Here is an 18,919-nt window from a genome sequence, read left to right as displayed (position 1 = left end):
CACTGTAAAACTAAGCAATTACATAATGAAGTGCTATGACAAACGCTAAAAGACTCATCACCTCTGTGATTTCAATCGCTGCACCAATTGTATCTCCAGTCACACCACCTATACGCTGAATAAATTTCCATCGCAAATACAATAAAGTACAAATAAATGTAAGAATACTGACCACTCCAAGCCAGCTAAAATACAAACATGCACTTAGGCAGAGTATAAAGACCAGGTATGCCGACTTTCGTGGAATAGTTGCTGCTATCGATGAGCCTAAGCCTTTTTCACGGACATACTGAGTTGTTAAAAACAAAAATAAAGGGGCTAAACGACCCAACATTGGAAATACAATCAATGCCAAATACATTTGCTGTTGTAGCAAAACATAAAGTGCCGACCATTTGAGTAAGCAAATCACGACGAGGCTCAACACACCAATCGGCCCACATGCAGGGTCTTTCATGATTTTAAGTGTACGTTCGGCATCACCAAAGCCACCGACCCATGCATCTGCCGTATCGGCTAAACCATCTAGATGTAACCCACCTGTGAGCCAAATCCAAACTACCAGCAAAATACTGCTGAGTAAGATAATCGGCAGACTATGCAATGTAAAAGCAAGCAAGGCAAGAATGCAACCGATCAACAATCCCACCGCTGGATAAAACAACAAAGACTGTCCATTTTGCTGTTTCGATGGCATCGCTTTAAGTTGAATCGGGAAAGTCGTGAGAAACTGTAGAGCAATCCAAAAAGGTGTCATTCACTTTGCTCCAAAAGACGAATATTTGCACGATTTTGCACAATGAATGAATTTAATTGTCCCAATTCAGCAGTCATTTTTAATAAATCATCTAAGTGACTCTTCTGTGCCATACATTTTAATAATTTAATCACGCCACCATGGGAAACCAATAAAACGCGGTGCCAATGATGCTGTTGAGCCTGCAAGACTAACTCATCTAGACCGCTTAATATCCGATGTTGAAATTGCTGAAGAGTTTCTGCATTCGGTGGCGTAAATGTGCTGGGACTTTGCCAAAACTGTGCGAGTAACTCTGGGGTGTTTTCATAGATATGCTTGGTTGATATCGCTTCCCAGTCGCCAAAATGAATTTCTTGAAACTTCGCATTTTCAAACATTGGACATTTGAGTTGTTGAGATAAATCTAAAGCAAATAAACGGCAGCGCTGTAAGTCAGAAGTAATGATGACATCCCAGCTCGCTAAACCGTGTGTATGTATGACGTTCAATACATCATCTATGGTCTGCTGCATCTGCTGCCAACCTTTTTGCGTCAAAGTATCATCTGTAGAGCCACGTAAGGTATGGCTCAGTTCAGTCTCACCATGACGCAATATATCTAAACGGAAATGTTCCATTTAAACTTTTTCACCAATCACAGCAGCTTGTGCGAAAGTCGCCATGTTGTTATGTAAACGACATGCCAAACGAATTAAACCCAAGGCCGCACCAGCACCGCTGCCTTCACCTAAACGTAAATTCAACTTCAAAAGTGGTTCAGCTTCAAGAGCTTGAAGTAAACGTTGGTGCCCATATTCAGCCGATTGATGACCAAAGAGCATCCACTCACGTACAGCTGAATTTAAACGAACAGCGACCAAGGCAGAAACCGTACTAATAAATCCATCCACGATCATTGCCAGACCCAATTGCGCACAGCGAATGTATGCTCCAACCATTGCGGCAATTTCCAAACCACCTACAGCACATAGCGCTTTAAAGACATCTTGGCCGACATAGTCCTGATGTAAAGCTAAAGCTTGATCAATCACTTGTTTCTTATGTGCCAATTGTTCAGCACGAATACCTGTACCAACACCTGTCAGTTTTTCGGCCGGCTCATTAAATAAAAAACATGCGACAGCAGAAGCCGAACAGGTATTGCCAATGCCCATTTCCCCTGCGACATAAATAGACGCACCTGCAGCGATAGCATCTTCAACACTTTTACGGCCAAGATTCATCGCTTCAATACATTGTGATTCGGTCATCGCAACAGTTTTAGCAAAATTTGCCGTACCCGCTGCAATACAGTAGCGCTCTACCCCTGCATATTCATAGGCTTCACCCACCGAACCACAGTCAATCACTTGTAGTTTGGCTTGATACTCACGTGCAATGACACTAATACACGCACCACCGGTCGTGAAGTTTTGTAGCATTTGGCGTGTGACGGCTTGTGGGTAGGCTGAAATATTTTCTTCCATCACACCATGATCACCAGCAAAGATGGCAATCCATGGAAAATCGATATTGGGTTGATCCGTGTTTTGTAATGATGCAAGTTGCACCGCAACATTTTCAAGTTCTGAAAGCGAGCCCGTAGGTTTGGTTAGCTGTAACTGGTGATTTGACGCCTGTTGCTTAGCTTCGATACTCGGATTTTGACAGGGTTCTTGCCACCAGTTCATGCTTTATCTCCTTTTAAGATCATTGGAAAACCTGCAACACAAAACACCACATGGTCAGCTATTTGACCAATTTGTTGATGTAAGCGCCCAGATTCATCGACGAATTTTCGACTGATTTGTCCCATGGGAACAACGCCCAGTCCAGTTTCGTTACTGACTAAAATAATGTCTGACTTTAATATTGGCAGCACCGTAAGTAATTTTTGGCATTGTTGCTGTTGAAAATCTGCTTGTTCATGCAGCAATAAATTACTCATCCACAGCGTTAAACAATCGATAAGAATGGTTTGATGAGCTTGGTCTATTTCAACTAAGCGATCGGCTAAATACAAAGGCTCTTCAATCAGCCCCCAATGTTCAGGTCGGTCCGCTTGATGATGCTGAATTCGCTCCTGCATTTCCTCATCATAGGCTTGTGCTGTCGCCACATAGATGACGGCTTGAGCACTTTCTTTGGCTTTTTGTTCTGCAAGTCGGCTCTTACCTGAACGCGCCCCACCCAAAATGAAATGAATCATGACTGTGCCATCTCTATATTTTGTCTGAACTGATGTTGATAATAAGGACTCAAAGCCCCTTGTAATACTTGAGCCTGATAATGACCAAAAGTCAGTTGCTCGCTTTCAAAATCAAAGCTGTGCTGCTCAATTTGTTGGATTCTTTCAAAAATATCATCGCTATTCCACGCCTGTTTATACAAGCCCAATGTGATATGCGGACAATATTCGATCGGTGCAATTTCATTCGAACTAAAATTCAAAGCTTGACGTAGATGGTCTAACTTACGTTCTAAATCCACAATTTCAATAAACAGCGCGCTTTGAAAGCTATGGATCTGACCTGTACATAACCGAATATTAGATAGCGATAACTGTCGAAGTTGTTGTTGGTGCAGTGCCAATTCATCTGCTGAGAAATTATCATTCCATCGTTGTTCAGAATGATCGAATAATTGGGTTTTATTCAGCTCTTGAAAAAAACCACAAATAAACACGGTAATATGAAATTGGCGCGTATTCGGCGTGTATAAAAGATCTGAAAACTGCGCTCGAAGTGCTGTGAGATATGCCAATAATTCAGGATCCTGTATTTCTAGATACCACAAAGCATAGTGCTGACGACCTTGATGCCAATCGGGATAATCCTGATTGAGCGTAGGTACGACTTGCGTTGAAGGTTTTAGAAACACAGATAAATCACTTTAAATTCAATCTGCTTTATTAAAGCATGAATCAAAACAGACTTTGCCCAATTTTGATTTAGTAATATTCATTTAAAGCTGAAATTCATTCATCTAAAGCTTCTTTGTAAGAAAAAAATGCCGAGTCATACTCAGCATTTTGATTCAATATACATTGCGCACAGATAAGCATTATATTTTAGGCAAATTTCACAGTATCTTTTTGATCTTGCGTTACAGCATGGTTTTTCCAAGATGTGAACTGCTCTGTGGACTGATCAGAAAAATGCTGCAACTGTATCATTACATTGGCCTCAATCTGTTCAATACGTTCCAGTTGTTCAAGCTCGTTGGTCTTTTTCAGTTCTGAAAATTGCAACCGGATAAAGTTGATAGCCTGATCCATCGTACATTGATTTACACTCACGGCATACATCAAACCATAGACAATCCCTTGTTGTAGATGTGTTGTCTCCAGTCCATATTTCACATTGGTCGCCAACGAGCCCAACACTCGTTCATTAATTGCAAGTTTACGTAAAGGATCTCGTGCCACACGCGCACATGGATCTTTATACGCATGTTCACAAGAGTTTATAAAGCTTTCTGCCAGTCGTGTTAAATCAAAAGCACGATTTGGTAAGCGCAGTGCTAAACCAGCCTGCACCTCGTCAATGAGTTCATGCATAAATTGATCAACACGATGATCTGCAAGTGCCACACCTATGGTTTGATGATTGAACAGTGCAGATTGCCAAGCCAACATGGCATGTACGCCATTCCATAAGCGATTTTTGATTAGCTGAATATCTTCAATATGATCGACCAAAATCATTTGACGCATTTTTTCTAACAAAGGACTGTTATTTTCTACATAGATCGGCATGTCAGATTCTGCGTTAAATAAAATTAAATCCATGCTTTGCAATATATGACTTGGGTGGAAATTTCGGCGCATATCCTCAACATATAAAGTGGCTTGACGTTCCTGATCAGGATTTAATTTCGTCGCATCTTCTAAGTCTAATTGAGCATTCACTTCAACTTCATCTAATTGAAATTGTTTGAAGATATTATATTTTATACGGAGCTGACGATATAAGTTTTGGTCACTTAACTTAGATACCATGCGGTTGACCACGGTGTCGCAAAAATAGTGTTGTTGCATGATTTTCTCTGCAACGACAGCTCCTGCAAGCTCAGTTAAAGCCTGATTTAAATGTGACATTAATAATTGTTTTGCTCCGACTTTGTTCAAAATGATCAGCATCGTTAGAGGTTCGATGGCTTTCTCATCATGTGCAATATGTCGTGCATACAGGCCTTGTGCAATGGTTTTGGCCTCTTCTGCAATCGCTTTTTCAGGCAAACAGATGGCAACCAAACTTGACTCTGTGTACATCTCTTGCATCTGCTGAATATTTTCAGCATCAATGACTGCCATGTTTTCAATGCGTTCGTCATAAGACAATTGACCATAGCGAATACAATAGGTACCAAATGCATTGACCGCAGAGCGATATAAAGGGTTACGAGTCGATGCATAAATTTTTTTCGGGCGTGTATAACCATCCCAATGCGACAAAATTTGTGCTAAATAACCACCACCAATCGCCCCAAAACCATGAATACCAACAGTGAGCTGATTAAGGGTTTGTGGAAAAGCCTCTTGCACATGCGGCATCTCTAAATGCGCAGTGAACGGGTCAAGTTCCGTCAAACAGTCATACATACATTCATAATAATATTTGGCTTTGGACAGCATGTTTTGATTGGGCGATTTAATATCTTTAAACAGTACGGTAATACCGCCAGCGTCAAAGGCCGAAGTCACACCATTTTCCGAGTCTTCAAACATCAAACAATCAGCAGGATTTAAATTCAGCTTTGCGGCAGCACGCATAAATATTTCAGGATGTGGCTTACCATTTTCAACTTCATCGCCACAGACTAAGACATCAAAGAACTTATACACATTGGCATTGATTAGATATTCTTCTGCGATTGCACGGCGACTCGATGTTGCCACGGCCATCCTCAGTCCTGACTTGCGTAAGCGTTCTAATACTTGAACCAAGCCTTTTTTGATCGGTACACCAAACTGGCGAACATGCTCCAGCTCTAATTCATCTGCGCGTTTGCGAATATCTGCGTATGGAATATTTTCATCATATTCGGCTTGGGCCAATCGATGCGCGCTTTGTGCACTTAGCCCCAAACAATTCATCAGATAAGATTCGGAAAACTCAACACCGGTCAATTCAAGAGATGCCTGTTTCAATGTTTGAAACCGTAAACGTTCAGTATCAAACATTGTTCCATCCATATCAAAAATGGCGCCCAGAACCAAATCATTATTAAATTTAAGCATTTAACCTCCGTTATTTTTTATGTGAAAAGAATAACGGAGAAAACTATTGATTCAGTACTTTGAGAATTAATGAAACAATTGTGATTATTTTTTAATCAAAGTGCTTGCTCTAAACATCTATTTTGTAAGATCAATCACCAATCAAGTAACATCATGTAATCAAAACCCACTGTTGTCAGGATGGTACGGTCTACACAGTGATCTATTGCTGTAAATATACAATTCACTGCAATTTCACTCAGTTACTCGCTTCACGGTTTGAATTTTGGTTTGAAATAAAAAGAATACGATCAGACCAAGCATCACTAAAAATAAAAAATAATACGGAAATTCTTTGTGCCACTGGTATAAACCCGTGCTAATCAGTGGCCCGACAACAAAGCTCAAAGCCTGAGTGGCTGTACACCAACTTGCCACCTTAGTCTGTAACGCACTGGGCGCCGTTTGCGCTGCACCCGTTGTAAATGCAGGGATTAAACATGCAACCGATATACCATATAAAAGATATGTAGCTTGAAATATCTGTAATTCAGTGGTGAAAACCGAAATCAGCAAGGCTGCTGCCATGCTAAACAGCCCAACCCACAGTAAGCGATATACGGACCAATTTAAATACTTAGAAATCAGCGTTTGCATAATCACCAAAGCAATACCTACGACGAGAGAACATTCTGCAAAATGCACTGCGCCTTCTGCAGCAGTCATATTAAAGCGGTCTTGAATATAAAACCCGGCCGTTAAATTTACGGTCACGATGGCAAGATAGAGACTGAATCCCAACATTAACCATGGATAGCATTGCTGAATGCTCAAATCCGTAGATGGTATCTCATTCTTAGCTGTCACTGGCTTTTCAACGCTATGCTGTTCTGTATGTCGGTCAAAGCTGAACACCAAGACCACAGAAATCAACGCTAAAATAATGATTGCAGCCCACAGCGGCGTCATGATTCCACCGAAGCCCAGCAGCAAGGTTGTTAGAAATGGACCAATGATCACGCCTGCACTATTTAATGCACCGAATTTTGACATTGCTTGTGAACGCTGCTGCTCATTGCTAAAACGGGTCATCACATAAGTTTGCAAGGCAATCTGTGGCATCGCCATAAATACCCCAGTCGCTGCGCGTGACAACATTAATAAACTAAATAGCAGCAACATCCCTATATGAACAGTAAGGCCATACATCAACACGGCTGTAAATAGCCCCCATGTCACAGCCATGCCCACAAAACCGATACTCAAGAGTTGATAAATCGAAAACTTAGATTGATTTTTTGAAATGTAAATGGCACCGACAGCCATCAGCAGCGCACCGACGGAAACCATCGCGCCACCTTGTAGCTCAGTAAGTTTTAACTCACGAACCAATGGCGCCAACAGCGGCAATATCATCGAGAAACTTGCACCATTGGCAAGACTGGCAGCAATAAACAGTTTGTTATTTCGATCCATTATTTTTGTTATCCATTTTTAATGGCTACGTTATAAACAATAGAGGTGACTTAAGCCACCTCTATTTTGTAAGTCACGATACCGTGCTTTAAACACGATTCAGGATTTAAATCAGTATTTCACTGTATAACTTAAACCGTAGGTACGACCTTGTGCAGCTAGGCTAGAAATTGGGCCATAGACAGTTTCAACCGACTGGCTGTACACCGACTTATAATCCGTATTCCACACGTTGTAGACACCAAAGCCCACATTACCCGGTCCTACTTTTGCATTGGCAATCACGTCCATCGTTGCAAAGCCTTTAATTGCCGCTGCTGGAGCAGATCCATATTTCATAGCATCTTTTTGGGCTTTGTCTGTACCGCCAATCGCTAAAGCTTGAACACGTAGGCTCATGTCATTATCAAACTGCCATTCTGAAAATGCTGTTCCTTTTAAAGGTGCCACACGAATGGCATCCAATTCTTGCCAGTCACCTTGGGTATTTTTAAATTGGCCCGTGGTATATGCAACTGTGCCGCCAACCGTCCAATTTGGTTGAACTTCATAACTGGCATTGGCTTCGACACCATAGATACGTTCATCGGTATCAATAACATCAATGGTGTAATTCGGCGCACCAAATTTCAGGCTTTTATCTGAGTCATTATAAAAAGCTGTCACTCCTGCATTTAAACCACCGGCATTTTGTACACGCCAACCGAGTTCATAGTTATTGACTTTAATCGGGTCAATGGTTTGGCTATTAATCACAGAATTTGCCGGCACATCGCGCAGCATACGTTGCACATCGGGCAAGTTTGAACCTTGTGAGAAATTAGCAAACACTTGCTGTGCATCTGTTAAGTGATACACCGCGCCAACATTAAACAGCGTTGCATCATGTTTTACTTTGCCGCCATTCAGTGTTTTCGCCACATAACCTGGGGTTAAATCTGCAGTAATTGCTTCCATATAAGGCACAGATGAATCGACATCGCTTTCTACACGTTCATGGCGAATGCCTGCTTGTAAGCCAAGTCGGTCGGTTAATTCATATTGCGCTTGGGCAAATACGCCAAGTTTTTCTGTTTCAACATCTGGGCCAAAGGCATAGTAGTTAAACGGCTGATAACTCAAACCATTACTTTGAATAAACGTTGCGCTGTCATACATTTGGATATTTTGTTGATCTTTTTCATTTTCATAGTCCACACCATAGGTTAAACCCAGTTCACGACCATTTAAGTTAAGATCTTTTTGTAGAGCAACACGCGCGCCTAAAACATCGATATCGGTTTCTGACTGATACACCAAGAAGAGTTCAGGTGCCATTTGACGTGCAGATGGGAACCACCGTGCTTTTTCATTTCGATAATAGGTTTCAGCGTTTAGACGGTGGCCTAAAATATCTTGATTTTCATATTGTGCATTGACGCTATAACGTTCAGTTTGTGGTTGTTCAGCAAGTTGTAAGCCTTTTACCGCATTTAATGACAACGGCAGCTTGCCACCCACGGGCTGTGAGCGCAGCGCATTTAAATTTGGACCATAGTCAGGGCCATAGTCACTATCTTGCTCATCATTATAATATTGCGCGCCAAAACTCAGCGTTTGACCATCGGCAATTTTCCAACTGACACGACCATTTAGATCTAAAGTGTCGGTATCTTGACGGTCTGTTTGTGCAATTTCAGGTCCAATACGGTTGCCATGACTATCTTGTATTTCACCACGTTTGGTATAGCTTGCACCTAAAGTTCCGCGTAAATTGCCTTGATTAAAGTTCATGGTTTGTGCAGCTTCATAAGCCAGAGCATCAGACTTAAAGTTATTACCAGAAGTAACACCGACTTTCGTTTCAAAACTCAGCGGTTCAGATCCACCTCGTTTGGTGATGATATTGATAATACCGCCTGTCGCACCTGAACCATAAATACTACTTGCGCCAGAGACCACTTCAATTCGTTCAATCATCGACGGGCTAATACTCGCCAGTTGTCGAGATCCATCACGATATCCCGTTTGCGGCACACCATCGATCATGTATTGCACCACACGTCCACGCATGGTCATCCCATAGTTAGACGTTGTACCACTCGATGGAGTCAGTGATGGCACCAATAAACCAACAATATCAGCTGTGCTTTTACCTGCATTGGCTTGTTTTTCAATTTCTTCTTTAGGAATGCTGTACACCGTACCCGCAATATCTGCAATGCTTTTCGCAGAACGAGTTGCCGTCACAACAATCGGTGCCATTTTAGTAGCTACTGCAGTTTGTGTTTCAACTGCAGTATTTTGTGCTGTGTCCGTTGTGACGTCTTGTGCATAAAGCTGAGTGCAAATTGCAAGGCTGAGACACGTCAGTTGCATCGGTAGAGCTAAACGTTTCATATTCTTTTCCATTTCTTAGAGTTCCGATTGAGTCGGAAGTGTTTGAGTTTTAAAATTTTGTGTTTTTAAAACAATGCGCTGACTAATTAAGACGCTGATTACTGAGCCAATTGCCAATACCAAGTAAAAATGTCCATAGCCTAATGATTTTGCGAGAAAGCCTGAAAATGCACCGCTAATGAAGTAAACGAGCAATTCAAAGCACACTAATATGGTGAAATCGGTACCCGCCTGTTCTTTAGAACTGGTCTGCATGAAATAGGCATAGAGTGATGTCATGGCGATATAACGAATGGCTAGCATCAACACGACAAATAGACCTAAAAGCAGATGCCATTGATTCAACCACTCCAATACAACGGCTGCCCCAATGACGGCATATAGCAATGTACGTAACCATCCTGCCCAGACCAACAATTGCGTCGCTTTGATTTTTTTCAGCAATACAGCTGCACTAACAGCTGCAATCAGACCGACACCGGCACCGACCACAGACATCAACACCCCGATCTGAGACAGTGACCATTTTTGATCGATCAACATGGGATTCAGCATTGCCATAGCGGGTGCTTCCACCACGCGATAACAAACGATGAGCAGCAAGGCCCAACGAATCGCAGGTCGTTTAAACGCTTGTCGTAGGCTTGGTTTGGCTTTGGTAATTTGAGTTTCTGGCTCTTCTTGAATAAAAAACACCGCAAACATGGTTAAAAATGTCAGCAGCGCTAAAGTTGTGAGCGCTGACTGCCAACCCCAATATTGGTAAATCCATAAAGTCGCAGCGCCACCGAGCATACTACCGACGGCTACCCCAATACTTTGTGCCATACTGCCCAGACGATAATTGCCTTCGGTAAATTTCTCAACGGTATAACCATCAATTGCAATATCTTGCGTTGCCGCAAACGTTGAAATCCATAAACCAACAATGACAAATAAAGTCAGCCCATAAGAAAACTGCGTAAAGGCTAAAACCAGTACCCCCAGTACCAATGCGATTTGCGTAAACAACAGCCATGTTTTACGTTTACCGAGTTTTTTGACATAGAGCTGATCGATCCAAGGCGCCCAAAAAAACTTGAATGCCCATGGAATGTAAAGCAGCGATAACATGCCGATCCAGCGTAAATCTACCCCTTGATGTCGTAAAATGGCAGGCAAAGCTACATTGTAAAAATACAAAGGTAATGCATGTGCTAAGTACAAAATGATCACGACGCTCAAACTCAGGACTGAAATTTGAGATGGTGAAATTGCATGATTTAATTTTCTTGAGTGTTGTTGCATATCCACCTCTGCACTGCCCATTGCAGCGCATCAGACTGTTCTAATGAAACGTAATAAGGCACACGCCACGCTGCATGCAGTGCGGGTGTATTTAAACGTTTGAAGTCATCTGAATCTTGCGCAATACGCACCAGACCCAAACAATATTGAAAAAAGAGATGTTTAAACTTCTTGTACCAAACGGCCTGTATTTGCCGATATTCTTCAGGAAAAGTCGTTCCCTCAGCCGTTTGCATAACCAAAACAAAGGGCTGACTTTTTAGAAAAAAGCGCTCAACTTGAGTCAACCATTGTTCAAACTCGTCCACTGAAACATGCGCTGAAAAGCGCATGTCCAGTATGTGCATGTGGGTGCAGCGATAACTCATGACACCGCCTTAGCTTGTTGCTGATGCTGAAATGCCTTGGAGTCGTTTAGGTAATGACCGAATTTTTCATAAAAAGTTTCTCTAAAGCAGTAATACAACATGGCAGTCTTTTCAGGCATTGGGATTAGGCGCTGCGCTTCATAGCACATGTCTTCAACTACGACGGCATAAGGCTTCACACTATGATCAGGCTCTCCCACAATCTTGGCTGATGCAGCATTTTCAAAGATATAAAAACTCAATAAACGCATGACGGGACGTAAATAGCCTTTACCAAAAACGGACTTTTCACCAAATAACAAATGCCAACCTAGATCCAGCTCATCACCGTCGTAGTACAAACCTAAACGATCCCGTTTTCCCTCGTAAATCTCTGTGTAGCCCACATCTTCACCATTGACTCCTACAATCAAAATTCGGTGATGATCATCTGCCAGCATTTTTTCGTAATACACTTTTAGTTCAGTTTCTGACTTATTGAGCTGCCACTGTGGAATAACATGCGGTTCATGCATCCATTTATGAACCAAAGCCATATCTTCTGGATATTGCATTTGTCGTAAGTAGTATTGCGTCTCATTCTCATGGTATTCATAAAAATCAGGTAGTTGTCGTGATAACGTTGTCATGATGTCGTCCTTTAAATTTGTTTAATCTTTTCTGTTCTTAGCTCAAAAATCTGCTTATGACGCAATACGGTTAGTTGTCGCTTTCTGTTCTACGGCATGCTGTTGTTTCGCCCACTGATTTAACGTGCTTGGACTCACAGGGTTTGCAATTGGATCTAAAAATACAGGTACTGGGCGTTCTGCTTCGTCGTTATAACTGGTAGTAAACAGTCGAACTCGGTTCAGACAAATTTTCTCGAACCTTGGACGGAACATACTGAATTTTTCAATACGATCTGCCAATTCAGGATGTGCCTGATGAAATTCATCGATCACGCTGGAGATGGTTTGCCAAAACTCAAGTTCTGTATGCTCTGGATAATCTTCAAGGAAGACATTACAGATATAGCGGTAATGCACCATGAACAAACCTGTAAAGATAAAGTGACTAAGTTCTTCAGCAGGATGACGCAGTAAAATTTGCCCTTCAGGTGGTAAATTTTCGAGTTCTGGAAAATCTTCATCAACTAAATTGACATCATCAATAAAGTCCTTCAGCACCATTTTTTTTGGTAGACCATTTTCATGGATTAACATGGTGTTTTCACCGTGGGGAGAAAAAGCCAAACCATATTTGTATAAACAAATCAGTAGTGGTGTTACACAAACTTCGGCAAATCGTTTCAGCCACTGCAAAGGCGTCAAACCTGAAGCCTGAATCAACACAGATAAAATAGACTGACCGTTTATGTCTCGATGCAACAAAGCTGCTTGGGAAAGCGCTAACTGATGTTCACCGATGTAAGGCTCTACACTTTCACGCCATAAGCAACCAAACAATTCTTTAAATTGATAAGGCGCACCGTCTATCTGATCAAAACACGGCTGCTGTAAAGTTAGACTTGCGACTTCACCCAAAAATGCTACCTGTGTTTTTTGCAGGTCTACATCATGATGTTGAATGTCCTTCAGCCAAGCGGTCACCGCAGGTGCAGCTAAATTTCGTTTTGAAGGCAAACCTCGATATACCGCCGTATTAAAGATACTGACAGGTAACTTTACATAATGACGTTCAGGATGACTGGTATTGCATAAAGTACGAATTGATTGCATTGGCGCATAGTCATCTTGTCCAATGTCCAGCTCTACAATGCGCTGATCGACGATTTCATTGGCATAGGTCGGGATTAACCACTGATGCCATTGCCATGCATGTACAGGAATAAAGTAATACTCAGTAGCATTTAAGGCGTTGTCCGCCAATTGCTGTTGAAAATCGTGTAATTGCGCAGAATTCAATTCATGGCGATATAAGCTTTTCGCATCCCAAGCCTCGGTCGAACGAAACTCAGCTAAATCACGATGAACAGCTAACCATAAGACTTTGACCGTTGGAGAAATCTCTGGTGCGGAGCTTAAATAATCATCATAGCCAAAGCCCATACGGCCTTTACTCATAATGAGCCATGGGTGTCCACGTAACATGCCTTCAATTTGATAGTGTGGCGCTGACAAGACAGCATGACTCAGCAATCGCTGTTCATCAAAAACATGGGCTTCTGCTAACCATGTATTGTTCATTTCTTTAATCAAATATGCCTTGGTAAATGGTTTCACCTCAGCTTGATTTGAAAAAGCACGAATAAATTCATGCAGATTCCATGCGGGCTCTGTTGTCGATTCACTTAACTCTCGAACGCTCCCTTCAACAATACGCCAATGCCCAAGCAGAAACTGAGTCGCTTCAAATTGATACGTTTTATCATCCAGTTTGAGTTGCCAAGTGTTATTTTCCACTTGCTGAATCTGAATAATTTCTTCATATAAAAACTCAGCAATCGCCATTTCAATCAGTCTTTGTCCTGCATGGCGCCACTGCGTTTGATTTATCTTTAATTTTGCAAATGTCATTATAATTTCTCGAGTTTAACCGCATTCTGTTCTTGCTTATTCGGCATTGTTGTATTGCGGTTCATTGCATAGTTGGCAATGGTTTTTTTTACGGAAAATGGTCTTTGGATATTGGTTGGCGCTGATTTCTTTACAATGCCCATACTGTGCATTTCAGCATTTTCACTGGGTGAAAAATGTTGGAAACTTTGAGCTTGATCACCTAAATCGTATAAGTTAAAACCCAATAATTGATTGGCAATGATCGCTGCACGGTGAGCACCCAACCCTAAATCAGGAGTCCCGACACCGTGACTGTGCATTTCCTGATTTTGAACAAAGATCTCCCCGACAGCATCATGCTGTACGCGGTAGTCCTGACTAATTTTCCAGCGACCGAATTCATCACATTGAATCAGTGGTTTTAGATATTTGAGATATTGCCACTCGGGACTGTGATATCCCGTTGAAGCCACGACAAAGTCGGCATCCAGATAGAATTGTTCTGCCGTGACTTTATGCTGAAACTGCAAACGGATGCCCGCGCTATGCGGTTCGGCAGCGACCAAACCCACCTGAGCATGTAAATGCGTCTGTTGAATATTTTGACCAATGCTCCGGTGATATAGTTTTTGGTAAATATCACGGATGGTTTTTGCACTGATGCCCTTATATAACAAGCCTTGTTGCTTCAGTTGTTCGGCTTTATTTTCGGGGCTTAGTTGATAAAAATGCGCGGTATAATCTGGACTAAAATGCTCTAAACCCAGCGGTGCATATTCCATCGGGAAAAACCCATTAGAACGGGTCATCCAATGCAATTTAAACTGCGCTGTTGTAGTCTGATCCTGCAAATATTGACGATCAAACAGATCCATAAAGACTTCGGCCGAAGACTGGCCTGATCCCAGTACAACCACATTACCTTTCAAATGATTTAACTCTGCATTGCAATAATTTGCAGAATGTAAGCAGCGCTCAGGATATTGCTGCTGTATGTCTTTTAGACACTGTGGTAAATGCGGAACATTCCCCGAACCAATGACCAAATTTCGGCATTGATAACGTCTAAAACGTCCATCTTGCTCAACCATGACTTCAAAGCCTTGCTCTTGGGCATAAATGGCTTTTACGGTTGATTGATATTGATTATGCTCTAGTTGGTCTGCAACCCACTGACAATAATGGTTATATTCACGTCTAGGAATCTGCGCTTGTTCTAAAAAATAGAATTTGTATAAACGCTGCTGCGCCTTTAAGTAATTTAAAAAACTAAAAGGACTGGTTGGATCAACCATGGAAACCAGATCAGCCATGAACGGCACTTGCAGCACTGTATTGGGCAATTGCATACCCGCATGCCAGTCGAACTGTGGTTTCTTTTCAAAAAATTGATATTGCAAATGATTTTGCTTATGTAGCAAACTCGCCAAACTAAGGTTAAATGGCCCTAAGCCTATCCCAATAAAATCAAGCATATTGCACATCCTTCTGTTCCACACATAAAGGATTTGGCAACTGTACATAAACCGATTGCTGATCGACTGGGGCAATCAATTCATCCAGCTCATACAAGCGCGTCAACAGATTACCCTTATACGGCAAGGTCGGCTGATACAGTAATGAATGAATCAATGAACTCTCTGGATAAACCTGATGTAAGTCCAACAGTTCATTTTGCAATATCGATATCAACACTTGCTCTGTGACATATCCAGTTGCACCAATTGCATTGATGATGCCGAATAAAGTATTACCAAAGAAATAATAGCTAAAGCGCTCATCGACAAAGGCTTTTGAACCCACGGCATGCGCTTTTTCTTGCAACTCTGGAAACGCGCTTAAGACATCACCTGCAAGTTCTTCAATATAGTAAAAGCCTTGATTGTCACGCAGCCATAGATATTTAGGCATTGCATGTTCCAGCTCAAGTAAGAGATTTTGCTGATGTGATTCAAAGGCCATTCCGTATTGATGGTACAAATACATCAGTGGTTTCAGACTAATTGCCAAAAATTGTTTAAACCAATTGATCGCAATGGTACATTGATCAAGTTCAGGTTGTTGTTTTGCGACCTGTTCAAATAAGGCATTAAAACGGCTTTTCGGCTGTGCAGGATGCTCTTGGCACAATGACGCAATACAACTCACCTGCTGCTTTTCACTGAAAGGCTGATCACGGAAGATACAAATCGTTTCTTCGACGATTTCATCATCTATGTTCAATGCCATCCAAGCAGAATCATTCACCGCTTTGAGCGTTGGGCATTGTTGTAAAATATGTTCACCGAGGCTTGAATGCCAAAGTCGATGGGTCATTTCACCACGGTGGCATTCTTTGGCCAGATTGACTCGGATTGAATTGGTGATCATCACGGATAGCGATGGTTTCAACATCCACGGCGCCGCAAAACTTGCCATGGTGCGTACAGATGTTGTTGGTGAAAATGTCCAACCCTTTTCGCCGAAGTCGATAATTTTTAATTTGGTTTTTAAGTTTTTAAACCATGCTTTTGACTGTAAATAGCGTGCTTGCCAAGGATGCAAAGGTAATAACTTATAATGCGAATAGGCATTGAGCAGTGCTTGATCTGTTTCTGATAAATGCCATTGCAATTCGCTTTTCAATTGCGTTGATACAGTTTGATCTAAAGCTGAACCTTCTTGAATATATTCTGGAGCAACCAACCAATAATGCAGTTGGCTGAGACCTTTGGCTTCTGGCGAATACCTTTCCCAATCTTCATGCACAAAACCAACCCGACTTTTCGGTGCAGGATGCATGCTGTGCCCTAAAATTAAGGCCTGTTCTGATTCAATGAAACTTTGTTCCGCTTGGACCAAGGCCTCTAAATCATGTTCACGTAGTGTCAAAAATTGTGTAAGCGCTTCACGACTTTCGATCCAACGCTCTAATAATGATGAAGCATCCAGTGTATGACCTGACTCTTGTACGAGCTGTTCAAGCAATAAACTCGCGATCGCGGTGATACTAAATGACAGTTTCTGTCCTTTATTAAAAACGTATGGGAGATCTGCAAGACGATGTCTACCAACAAGGCTGACATAAGATAGTGGTACAAATAACTGTGATTGAATGCAATCTAAAGGGATGCATAACAACGTCAAGCCTTGGCTAAACGTCAATTGTGATGAATTCTGTTGATACTTTTCCAGCAAAATACCTTTACCGGTTTCTTGTGAGTATGCATTGACAAGATGCTGCATCGCCAAGCGATTAGCAAGCTCTTTCATCTGACCATATCCTCTATTTTTAAGCTTTTCCAAGCTTTGTCATGTAATTATGTTTCTTTAACTGTGCAAGTCATGCTTAGTACGCTGGCCAGCGTGAAACTATGTTAATGATAATCATTATTATTAATAATTGCATTTTTGTGAAGATTTGCTACAGGATTGCAAATTTGGTCTTATCTCTATGTATTTAAAAATTAATTTTTTTGATATGAACTTTTCTGTTTTTATTTATACAATTTTCTGAAATGGAACTAAATGATAATTTTCTCATTTAGCATAGAACAAATGAATCGAATTGCTTATTTTTTAGCCAAATTATCACATTGTGCAACTTAAACTAAAAACCCATGTCTTTTACATGGGTTTTTATATTCTGCTTTGAACCAAGCTTTTATTTAAATCAAAGAACGAAATGTGCAGTTAAATTTTAATCATTGAAGACTTTACTGGCATCATACTGATCATGCATCTTTATTGACTATAAGCATGTATTTCATAACAAACACCTACTGATTTCTGATCCATATCCTCTATTCAGACTGGCTATACAGCATGAATGATGAATATGTACTCAAACGATTGGGTTGAAATCAATCAATTGATTTAACAACCCAATCCAAAAACTTGTGCTTATCAAAAAAGTCTGGCGCAGCATTCGCAAATACACTTTTTTCTCTGTTGTTAAATATTCCTTTGTAATAAAAAGACCTATCTGCGGTAAATTTTGACTCATCCCCTTCATGTAATTCTTTAAAGAAAATCGATAACTGCATAAATCGACTTTTAGACGCTAAACCATGTTTTTCTAATACAAAATTATAGATTTGCTCAATAATCGCTTTAATATTTGAATAAGGCATTTTGTTGTCTCTTTATTAGATCGCTCTTTCAAATTACAGCTTTTAAATTAAAATACAACTGTTCTAGTCGGATTTTAAATACCTATTTTTTATAGGTATTTTTACATTTAAATATAATTAAGCACTATTAATGAATGAGCCTCTAAACATGAAGTTTTACTAAATTTTGCTTCTGCAACTTCATGGATTTTCGTTATTCAAAGCTAAAAATAAGCCCACATTTTGGCGAGCATTTTGTACTTACTGAATTAAGACAATTTCGTCCACTATTGCAGAAACATCTTAGATACCCTGATCAAGGTCTAATTCTCAATTTGCACTTCTAACTTTGCTTTAATACTATTCACCTAAGCACTTAAAAAAGCATATAAGCGGATTCAAGAAACATTACATATGTAATTTAACTTCAGTTTTGATATAGCCCTCTTTACAACAATATTTACTATTTATTTATTTGTTTGCGGTTACTTTTACTACGATGGTTTAATCAGCTACTACGGATTTAATTAAGTTTCACTTGGCATATCTATTCAAGACTATCTAATGTATGGATGGGTAAACGGTTTGTCAGGGCTAGTAGTAGGCTTCTTAATACTTTTACTCGCTGCTTTGGTACATACTGTCTACCAAAATAATTTATATGAAGTGATGATAAAATTTATATTTGTCTTTATTACATTTATCCTTCTCTTTATTTTCAACCTGATTTTTAGGGTCTGTTGACATTTGTTGATTAAAAAAATAGCGAGATAGTAAAATTAAATCGCCAAACCCAATTTTACACTCGCTATGCCTCGAACAATGCTAAATGATCAACACTGGTCCAAGTTACTTGC

General features: G+C 40.7%; 15 protein-coding genes. All 15 read right to left on the bottom strand.

What is annotated here, in order from left to right:
- Window positions 1-10 precede the first annotated feature (10 nt).
- Entirely contained in the window at window positions 11-757 is a 747-nt protein-coding gene (locus FTV03_RS05030; RefSeq protein WP_180040301.1) for an adenosylcobinamide-GDP ribazoletransferase, read from the bottom strand.
- The gene (locus FTV03_RS05025) at window positions 754-1,377 is read right to left on the bottom strand and encodes a histidine phosphatase family protein (RefSeq protein WP_180040299.1); all 624 of its coding nucleotides are present in this window, start codon (window positions 1,375-1,377) and stop codon (window positions 754-756) included. Before FTV03_RS05025 ends, FTV03_RS05030 begins: the two co-directional genes overlap by 4 nt.
- Window positions 1,378-2,430 (bottom strand): nicotinate-nucleotide--dimethylbenzimidazole phosphoribosyltransferase, encoded by a 1,053-nt coding sequence (gene cobT, locus FTV03_RS05020; RefSeq protein WP_180040297.1) that lies wholly within the window; start codon window positions 2,428-2,430, stop codon window positions 1,378-1,380.
- Complete coding sequence (gene cobU / locus FTV03_RS05015) at window positions 2,427-2,948, bottom strand: bifunctional adenosylcobinamide kinase/adenosylcobinamide-phosphate guanylyltransferase (protein ID WP_180003751.1); 522 nt, start codon at window positions 2,946-2,948, stop codon at window positions 2,427-2,429. The genes cobT and cobU overlap by 4 nt, the downstream gene beginning before the upstream one ends.
- Window positions 2,945-3,619 (bottom strand): 2'-5' RNA ligase family protein, encoded by a 675-nt coding sequence (locus FTV03_RS05010; protein ID WP_180040295.1) that lies wholly within the window; start codon window positions 3,617-3,619, stop codon window positions 2,945-2,947. Before FTV03_RS05010 ends, cobU begins: the two co-directional genes overlap by 4 nt.
- 190 nt (window positions 3,620-3,809) lie before the next feature.
- Window positions 3,810-5,981 (bottom strand): bifunctional mannitol-1-phosphate dehydrogenase/phosphatase, encoded by a 2,172-nt coding sequence (gene mtlD, locus FTV03_RS05005; RefSeq protein ID WP_180040293.1) that lies wholly within the window; start codon window positions 5,979-5,981, stop codon window positions 3,810-3,812.
- Window positions 5,982-6,215: 234 nt separating this feature from the next.
- Entirely contained in the window at window positions 6,216-7,436 is a 1,221-nt protein-coding gene (locus tag FTV03_RS05000) for an MFS transporter (protein ID WP_180026282.1), read from the bottom strand.
- A gap of 111 nt (window positions 7,437-7,547) precedes the next feature.
- Window positions 7,548-9,815, bottom strand: coding sequence for a TonB-dependent receptor (locus tag FTV03_RS04995; protein ID WP_180040291.1), 2,268 nt, complete (start codon window positions 9,813-9,815; stop codon window positions 7,548-7,550).
- 15 nt (window positions 9,816-9,830) lie between these two features.
- A complete protein-coding gene (locus tag FTV03_RS04990) occupies window positions 9,831-11,102 on the bottom strand; it encodes an MFS transporter (RefSeq protein WP_257220679.1) in 1,272 nt (423 codons plus the stop codon).
- A complete protein-coding gene (locus FTV03_RS04985) occupies window positions 11,078-11,470 on the bottom strand; it encodes a hypothetical protein (RefSeq protein WP_180040286.1) in 393 nt (130 codons plus the stop codon). Before FTV03_RS04985 ends, FTV03_RS04990 begins: the two co-directional genes overlap by 25 nt.
- Window positions 11,467-12,099 (bottom strand): GNAT family N-acetyltransferase, encoded by a 633-nt coding sequence (locus FTV03_RS04980; protein WP_180040284.1) that lies wholly within the window; start codon window positions 12,097-12,099, stop codon window positions 11,467-11,469. Before FTV03_RS04980 ends, FTV03_RS04985 begins: the two co-directional genes overlap by 4 nt.
- Window positions 12,100-12,153: 54 nt before the next feature.
- Complete coding sequence (locus FTV03_RS04975) at window positions 12,154-13,989, bottom strand: IucA/IucC family siderophore biosynthesis protein (protein WP_180040282.1); 1,836 nt, start codon at window positions 13,987-13,989, stop codon at window positions 12,154-12,156.
- Window positions 13,989-15,446, bottom strand: a complete 1,458-nt coding sequence (locus FTV03_RS04970; protein WP_180040280.1) for a lysine N(6)-hydroxylase/L-ornithine N(5)-oxygenase family protein — start codon at window positions 15,444-15,446, stop codon at window positions 13,989-13,991. Before FTV03_RS04970 ends, FTV03_RS04975 begins: the two co-directional genes overlap by 1 nt.
- The gene (locus tag FTV03_RS04965; protein ID WP_180040278.1) at window positions 15,439-17,223 is read right to left on the bottom strand and encodes an IucA/IucC family siderophore biosynthesis protein; all 1,785 of its coding nucleotides are present in this window, start codon (window positions 17,221-17,223) and stop codon (window positions 15,439-15,441) included. Before FTV03_RS04965 ends, FTV03_RS04970 begins: the two co-directional genes overlap by 8 nt.
- Before the next feature lie 590 nt (window positions 17,224-17,813).
- A complete protein-coding gene (locus FTV03_RS04960) occupies window positions 17,814-18,083 on the bottom strand; it encodes a hypothetical protein (RefSeq protein ID WP_180040275.1) in 270 nt (89 codons plus the stop codon).
- Window positions 18,084-18,919 lie beyond the last annotated feature (836 nt).

Origin of the sequence: Acinetobacter sp. YH12218 (assembly GCF_013417925.1) — a bacterium.
Lineage (GTDB): Bacteria > Pseudomonadota > Gammaproteobacteria > Pseudomonadales > Moraxellaceae > Acinetobacter > Acinetobacter amyesii.
Note: the sequence above shows the minus strand (reverse complement) of the source record. Positions and strands in the feature narration are given on the sequence as shown.